Origin of the sequence: Bradyrhizobium guangdongense (assembly GCF_006483445.1) — a bacterium.
Taxonomy (GTDB): Bacteria; Pseudomonadota; Alphaproteobacteria; order Rhizobiales; family Xanthobacteraceae; genus Bradyrhizobium; species Bradyrhizobium guangdongense_A.
In genome coordinates this window covers 1-6544 of the sequence record NZ_PPPT01000218.1, presented here as the reverse complement: position 1 = coordinate 6544, position 6544 = coordinate 1, and the positions used below count along the sequence as shown (strand labels likewise).

The 6544-nt window shown below is 64.9% G+C and carries 7 protein-coding genes and 1 pseudogene; 2 read left to right on the top strand and 6 right to left on the bottom strand.

The window, feature by feature from the left end; genetic code table 11:
- The coding region (locus C2U70_RS28620) for a LysM peptidoglycan-binding domain-containing protein (protein ID WP_140981984.1) at positions 1-184 on the top strand (184 nt) is incomplete at its 5' end.
- 263 nt (positions 185-447) lie between these two features.
- Here the strand turns inward: C2U70_RS28620 and pyk are convergent.
- The 4 genes and pseudogenes from pyk to C2U70_RS28600 form a co-directional block, all read right to left on the bottom strand.
- Entirely contained in the window at positions 448-1872 is a 1425-nt protein-coding gene (pyk, locus tag C2U70_RS28615) for a pyruvate kinase (RefSeq protein ID WP_140981983.1), read from the bottom strand.
- A gap of 12 nt (positions 1873-1884) precedes the next feature.
- Positions 1885-2052 (bottom strand): annotated as a pseudogene (locus C2U70_RS33770) (MOFRL family protein); the annotation flags it as partial.
- Between the two features lie 68 nt (positions 2053-2120).
- Positions 2121-3194, bottom strand: coding sequence for a tartrate dehydrogenase (locus C2U70_RS28605; RefSeq protein WP_140981982.1), 1074 nt, complete (start codon positions 3192-3194; stop codon positions 2121-2123).
- Positions 3195-3246: 52 nt separating this feature from the next.
- On the bottom strand, positions 3247-3786 hold the full coding sequence (locus tag C2U70_RS28600; protein ID WP_140981981.1) for a VOC family protein: 540 nt from the start codon (positions 3784-3786) through the stop codon (positions 3247-3249).
- Between the two features lie 88 nt (positions 3787-3874).
- Here C2U70_RS28600 and C2U70_RS28595 point away from each other — a divergent pair, with 88 nt between their 5' ends.
- Positions 3875-4432, top strand: a complete 558-nt coding sequence (locus C2U70_RS28595; RefSeq protein WP_186294526.1) for a carboxymuconolactone decarboxylase family protein — start codon at positions 3875-3877, stop codon at positions 4430-4432.
- A 3-nt stretch (positions 4433-4435) separates the two neighbouring features.
- On the opposite strand, the gene C2U70_RS28590 is transcribed toward C2U70_RS28595, so the two are convergent.
- Positions 4436-5767 carry an Hsp70 family protein gene (locus tag C2U70_RS28590; RefSeq protein ID WP_140981979.1) on the bottom strand — a complete coding sequence of 444 codons (1332 nt, stop codon included), beginning with the start codon at positions 5765-5767 and terminating at the stop codon, positions 4436-4438.
- 114 nt (positions 5768-5881) lie between these two features.
- On the bottom strand, positions 5882-6367 hold the full coding sequence (locus C2U70_RS28585) for a flavin reductase family protein (RefSeq protein WP_140981978.1): 486 nt from the start codon (positions 6365-6367) through the stop codon (positions 5882-5884).
- Positions 6368-6544 lie beyond the last annotated feature (177 nt).

Here is a 6544-nt window from a genome sequence, read left to right as displayed (position 1 = left end):
GGTGCGCGCCGGCGACACGCTGGATAGCATTGCGGCGGTCCATCGCGTTCCCGCCTGGTCGATCGCGCAGATCAACGCGCTGCCGGACAATGCGCCGCTGACCGTCGGCCAGGCGATCATCGTGCCGCGCCACCTGCAGCCGGTGGACGCGGTCGCGGCGGCGCCGCCCGTGCGGCGACCCTAGCGCGTGATGAGAACGGATTGATTTGGCGCGGAATCGGTAGCGGTACGCCAAATGCTGTCATGATTTGCAGGGAAAAGCACCCGATGCAGCGGCTCGTCCCACACGTTGCGATGATGACAATATACACCTGATTTGCCCGACGGGTCAAGCCCAATTTCGAAAAATCCGCAAACGCTCAACCCGAGCCCTTGCTACTGTGCATGGGGTTGTTTTCCACCCCTTTTGCCAACGCCGGGTCCCGGGAGATGGGAACCGGGTCTGCCTTAGCCCGGCGAGCCCACCGTGACGACGCGGAGGTTGTTGGTGGTGCCGGCTTGCGCGAAGGGAATGCCGGCGACGACGACCAGCAGCTCGCCCTGACGCGCAAACTCCTCCTGCTGCGCAAAGGCCGTCGCGCGCTGGACCATTTCCTCGTAGCTCTGCACGTCCGGCGACAACACGCTGTGCGCACCCCAGAGCAGGCACAGCCGCCGCGACACCTCGCGGCTCGGCGTGATCGCCAGGATCGGCAGGCTCGGCCGCTTGCGGGCAACGCGCGCGGCGGAGGTACCGCTCGACGTGTAGGCGACGATCGCGGCGGCGTGGACGACGGAAGCGAGGTCGGCGGCCGCGGTCGCGACCGCGTGCGGCGGCGTCTGCTCCTCGCCGGGCTGCGTCGCCTCGACGATCGAGCGATACATCTTGTGCTGCTCGGTGCTGCGGATGATGCGGTCCATCATCTCGACCGCCTCGCGCGGATAGCGGCCGGTCGCCGATTCCGCCGACAGCATCACGGCGTCGGCGCCGTCATAGATCGCGGTCGCGACGTCGGAGACTTCCGCACGCGTGGGCGTGGGCGTTGCGACCATGGAGTCCAGCATTTGCGTGGCGACGATCACGGGCTTCACCGCGAGCCGGCAGGCGCGCACCAGCTCCTTCTGGCGGCCGGGCACGTCCTCGTGCGGAATCTCGACGCCGAGATCGCCGCGCGCCACCATGATGGCGTCGCAGAGCTGGATGATGTCGTCGATGCGCTCGAGCGCGGCAGGCTTTTCGATCTTCGCCATCAGCCCGGCCTGGTCGCGGATCAGGCTGCGCGCCTCGATCACGTCTGACGGTTTTTGCACGAACGACATCGCCACCCAGTCGACGCCGAGCTTGAGGCCGAATTCGAGGTCGGCGCGGTCCTTGGCCGTGAGCGGCGACAGATCGAGCACGGTGCCCGGCAGGTTGACGCCCTTGTGATTGGAGATGGTGCCGCCGACGATCACCTTGGCGTCGATGAAGTCGTCACCAAGTCCGGTGACGCGGACGCGGACCCTGCCGTCGTCGATCAGGAGGTCGTGACCGGGCGCCACGGCTGCGAAGATCTCCTTGTGCGGCAGCGGAATCGAATTCCTGTCGCCTTCCGAGCCTGACAGCACGAAGCGGAGGGTCTCGCCGGCCTCGACCGCGATCTTGCCGTCGCGCAGCGTACCGACGCGGATCTTTGGACCCTGGAGGTCCATCAGGATTCCGATCGGGCGATTGACGTCCTGCTCGAGCTTGCGGATCGCGGCATGGACCTTGGCGTGGTCCTCCTGCTTGCCGTGGCTGAAGTTGAGACGGAAGGTGTCGACGCCTGCGAGAAACAGCGTCTTCAGCATGTCCGGCGACGAACTTGCGGGGCCGACCGTTGCAACGATCTTGGCACGTCGATGGCGACGCATGAAATCACCTCGTTAGCTCTCGCTGCCGCGAATCAGCACGGCGCTGACGTCGTTGACGTTTGTAAGCGTTGGCCCGGTGCGCACAAGGTCTCCAAGATGATCGAAGAATGTGTAGCTATTGTGAGCCCCGAGGAAGGCCAGCGTGGCATCCTCGGTTCCGTCGATGCCGGTCGTCTCGCCACCTGACAGCAGAACGGCTGGCGCTGCGGTTGGTTGCGCGCGTCGGTCCATTCGGCGCGCATCTGAGGTCAGACGTTGGAGCCGTGGATGGCGTCGATCACGGCGTCGGTCACCTCCCTGGTGGTGGCCTTGCCGCCGACGTCGGGCGTCAGCACGCCGGCCGCGCAGACCTTTTCGACTGCGGCCATCAGCCGTGCGGCGGCGTCCTTCTCGCCGAGATGTTCGAGCATCTGCACACCGGTCCAGAACGTCGCCACCGGATTGGCAATGCCTTTGCCGGTGATGTCGAAGGCCGAGCCGTGGATCGGCTCGAACATCGAGGGGAAGCGGCGCTGCGGATCGATGTTGCCGGTCGGCGCGACCCCGAGGCTGCCGGCGAGCGCGCCGGCGAGATCGGACAGGATGTCGGCGTGCAGATTGGTCGCGACGATGGTGTCGAGGCTCCTGGGGTTGAGCGTCATGCGCACGGTCATGGCGTCGACCAGCATCTTGTCCCAGGTCACGTCGGGGAATTCGCTCGCCACCTCGGCGGCGATCTCGTCCCACATCACCATGCCGTGGCGCTGCGCGTTCGACTTGGTGACGACGGTGAGAAATTTTCGCGGACGCGACTGCGCGAGCTGGAACGCGTAGCGCATGATGCGGGTCACGCCGACGCGGGTGAAGATCGCGACCTCGGTGCCGACCTCCTCGGGCAGGCCCTTGTGCGCGCGGCCGCCCATGCCGGCATATTCGCCTTCCGAGTTCTCGCGCACGATCACCCAGTCGAGATCGCCGACGCCGACATTGCGCAGCGGCGAGGCCACGCCCGGCAGGATCTTGGTCGGGCGCACATTGGCGTATTGGTCAAAACCCTGGCAGATCGGCAGGCGCAGGCCCCACAGCGTGATGTGGTCGGGCACGTCGGGCGCACCGACCGCGCCAAAATAGATGGCGTCGAACTTCTTGAGCTCGGCGAGACCGTCCGCCGGCATCATCACGCCGTGCTTCTTGTAATAGTCCGAGCCCCAGTCAAAAGTCTTGACGTTGAAGGCGAGGTCGCCGCTGCGCTTGGCGAGCGCTTCCAGCACGCGGATGCCGGACGAGATGACTTCGGGGCCGATGCCGTCGGCGGGAATGGCTGCGATCGAATGGGTGCGCATGATGATGCTCCGTTGTGGGATTAGCGGGGTTGGGTCGCAGCTCGCAAACGCTTTATCGCTTGGCGCCGCCGACCTCGCGGATGGGTCGCGAGCCGTCCCAGCCCAGCGCTGCCTTCCGGACATGCTCGAAAAACTGGCCCTTGGCGCCGCTGATATCGGAGATCTCGATCACGGTTCCCGGATGCGCTTCCGTGTCGAAATAGGCGAAGCGTCCCTGCGGCCCGCCGATCTGGCCCTCATGGCCCACCTTGTAGCCCAGCGATAGCGCACGGTCGTAGAGCGCCTGATAATCCGTGCTCCAGTAGGACATGTGCTGCAGACCTTCGCGCCCGCCGTCGAGAAACTCCTTGTACATCGACGGCGCGTCGTTGCGCTGCTGGATCAGCTCGATCTGGAGATCGCCGGAATTGGCGAGCGCGATGCTCATCTCGACCTGGGAGTCCGCGCCGCGATGGCGGAAATAGTCGGTCTTGACGCGGTCCATGTAGTACCAGGGACCGACGCCCATCACGTTGATCCAGTGATCCATCGCGAGATGGATATCGCGGACGATGTATCCGTTCTGGCGGACGGCTCCGAAAATGCGGCTCATGGACTGCTCACCTCACGCTCGCATGGTCTTGACTAGCGGACGGGTAAGGGCGATGCAACGAGCAAGAAACAAGACAAGGGAGAAACGCGTGGCAAGGCTGCCCCTGATCGATCCGGAAACGACGAGCGGCGATATCCGCGCCTCCTTCGACCGCATGCCGGTCAAGCTCAACATTTTCCGCATGATGGCCCATGCCGAATCCAACATGATCCCGGCGATGCGGCTCGGCAATTCCATTTTGCACAAGCAGAAGCTCAGCGCGGTCAACCGCGAATTGCTGATCCTGCAGGCCGCCCAGCTCGAAGGCGGCGCCTATGAGTGGCGCCAGCACGTGCCGATCGCGCTCGGCGTCGGCGTCACCCAGGCGCAGATCGATGCCGTGGAGCGCGGCAACTATGCCGACGCCTCCCTGACCGCGGCCGAGCAGGCGCTGCTGAACTTTGGCCGTGAGGTGGTTGAGAAGGTCCGTGTGCAGGAGGCGACCTTTGCCGCCATGCGCAAGCATTTTGGCGATCAGGAGGTCGTTGAATCCATCGTCGCGCTCGGCTTCTACATGATGATGGCGCGTCTGACCGAGGCGACCGAGACCGATCTCGATCCGGCGGCCGGCATGAAGGTCTATGACGGCGGCAAGAAGCGGAGCTGAACGTCAGCCGCGCGCCTTCGATTTGAGCCCACCGTCTGCAGTCCAGCGGTCCGGATCCGGACTATGTCCGATCAAGGCGAGGCCGTAGGCGATCGACTCGAACTGGTCTCCCGACATCAGCCGCTCGTTGCCGAAGCGGTCGGCGAACAGTTTTCGGACGGCGGGCACGAAGGAGGTGCCGCCGGTCAGGAAGACCTTCTCGATCTCGCGCGCGGTGACGCCGGCCTCGCCCAGCACCTTGTCGACGGTCGCCGCCAGTCGCGCGATATCGTCGGCAATCCAGCTTTCGAATTTCTTCCGCGTGATGGTCGCGCCGATGTCGACGTCACCGCCCTTGAAGCGGAAGTCAACCTCATCCTTGGCCGACAACGCGACTTTGGCGTCGGACACCGCGCGGTACAGCGAAAAGCCGAGGTCGAGGTCCACGATGGTGATGAAATCCTCGAGCAGCGCCGGCTTCAACGCGGTGCGCGCAAGCTCCCGCAGCTCACGCAGATCGCCGTTGCTCTTCATCATCGCGAGCTGATGCCAGCGTGCGAGGTTGGTGTAGTGGCCGCTGGGTATCGGCAGCACCTTATCGAACGAGCGGAAGCTGGTGCCCTTGCCGAGCCGCGGCGAGATAACGTGGTCGACGATGCGGTAGTCAAAAGTGTCGCCGGCGATACCGATGCCGGCGTGTCCCAGCGGCTCCGCACGCAAATGGCCGCCGGCGCGTGAAAATCGCATCACCGAGAAATCGCTGGTGCCGCCGCCGAAATCCGCGACCAGCACGGTGGCATCGCGCTCCAGCCTGCGCGCGAAGGAGAACGCGGCGCCGACGGGCTCGTAGACATAGCGCGCATGCCCGGCGCCGAGGCGATCGAACGCGGCCCGGTAACGGTCTATCGCCAGCGCCTCGTCGGGATTGCCGCCCGCGAAACGGACGGGGCGGCCGACCGTGATGTTGGATGTCTCGAAGCCGAACTTGTCGCCGCCATGCCGCGCCAGCGTGCGCAAGAACGCCGCCAAAATATCCTCGAACTTGAAGCGCTGCCGGAACACCTGCGTGGTGTTGAAGCTGGAGCTCGCAGCAAATGTCTTGAACGACTGCAGGAAGCGGTAGACGTGGCGTCCTTCGAGGAACTGCTCGATCGCCCACGGACCGCCTTCGGCCTGCGCGCCGGCTCCCGGCCGGTCCTCCCAGAAGCACAGCGCCGACACGTAGACGCTATGCCGCTGCCCGCCATGATCGAAGCGGATGGCCTCGACCCGGCGGTCGTCGGCCGCAATCGCGACGACGGTATTGCTGGTTCCAAAATCGATGCCGATCGAGACGGCGGGCGAGGCGCTCGACATGAACCACTCTGACGGATGATTGGGAAAGGGGGCAGACCACTAGCGGATTTGAATCGCGCTGCCAAGGCCCGATTCACCCGGAATTTGCGACGCCCGCTTCTGCCTCGATAACGCTCAGGTGCGATGGAAACCGCCGTAGGTCCCCTTGTGGAAGACGAGCGGATTGCAGGTCGCTTCCTCACCGGAGAGCACTTCGCCCAGAATGATGTCGTGATCGCCCGCCTTGTGGACGGCGTCGACACGGCAGCAGAGCTGGGCCGCCGCGCCCTCGAGCAGCGGCAGGCCATCGGCGCTGAAGGCGACCGCGAGATCGTCGAACCGGTTCTTCAGCTTGCCGGTGAAACGCGCCGACAGCTCGGATTGGTGGTGGCCGAGAATGTTCACCGAAAACAATCCGCGTTGCCGGATGGCTGCACCCGTCGTGCTGCCTTCATTGGTGCAGAACAAGAGCATGCAGGGGGCAAGCGATACCGACGTCAGCGAGTTGATGGTCGCGCCGAACAGCTCGCCCTCCCATTCGGTCGCGACGATGGCGACGCCGGTCGGGAAGGCGCCCATCACGGAGCGGAAGCGCTTGGGATCGATGGTCCGCATGTTCATGTCACCACAGCCCCGCACGTTCGTGACGGAGCGGCAATGCCGCTCCGTCAGGGATCACTTCTTCATCATGTGATAGCTGAGCTCGCCGGGGTCGGTGAGATCAGGCACCTTCCAGCCGTCGAGGTCGTATTCGGCCATGCAGTCCTCGGCAAAGCCCTTGAAGCGGTCGGCATTGCC

What these genes read in the sequence shown, in the direction of transcription:
- C2U70_RS28605 (WP_140981982.1), bottom strand. Translation starts at nt 3,194, where the DNA reads ATGCGCACCCATTCGATCGCAGCCATTCCCGCCGACGGCATCGGCCCC.
- pyk (WP_140981983.1), bottom strand. Translation starts at nt 1,872, where the DNA reads ATGCGTCGCCATCGACGTGCCAAGATCGTTGCAACGGTCGGCCCCGCA.
- C2U70_RS28600 (WP_140981981.1), bottom strand. Translation starts at nt 3,786, where the DNA reads ATGAGCCGCATTTTCGGAGCCGTCCGCCAGAACGGATACATCGTCCGC.
- C2U70_RS28585 (WP_140981978.1), bottom strand. Translation starts at nt 6,367, where the DNA reads ATGAACATGCGGACCATCGATCCCAAGCGCTTCCGCTCCGTGATGGGC.
- C2U70_RS28590 (WP_140981979.1), bottom strand. Translation starts at nt 5,767, where the DNA reads ATGTCGAGCGCCTCGCCCGCCGTCTCGATCGGCATCGATTTTGGAACC.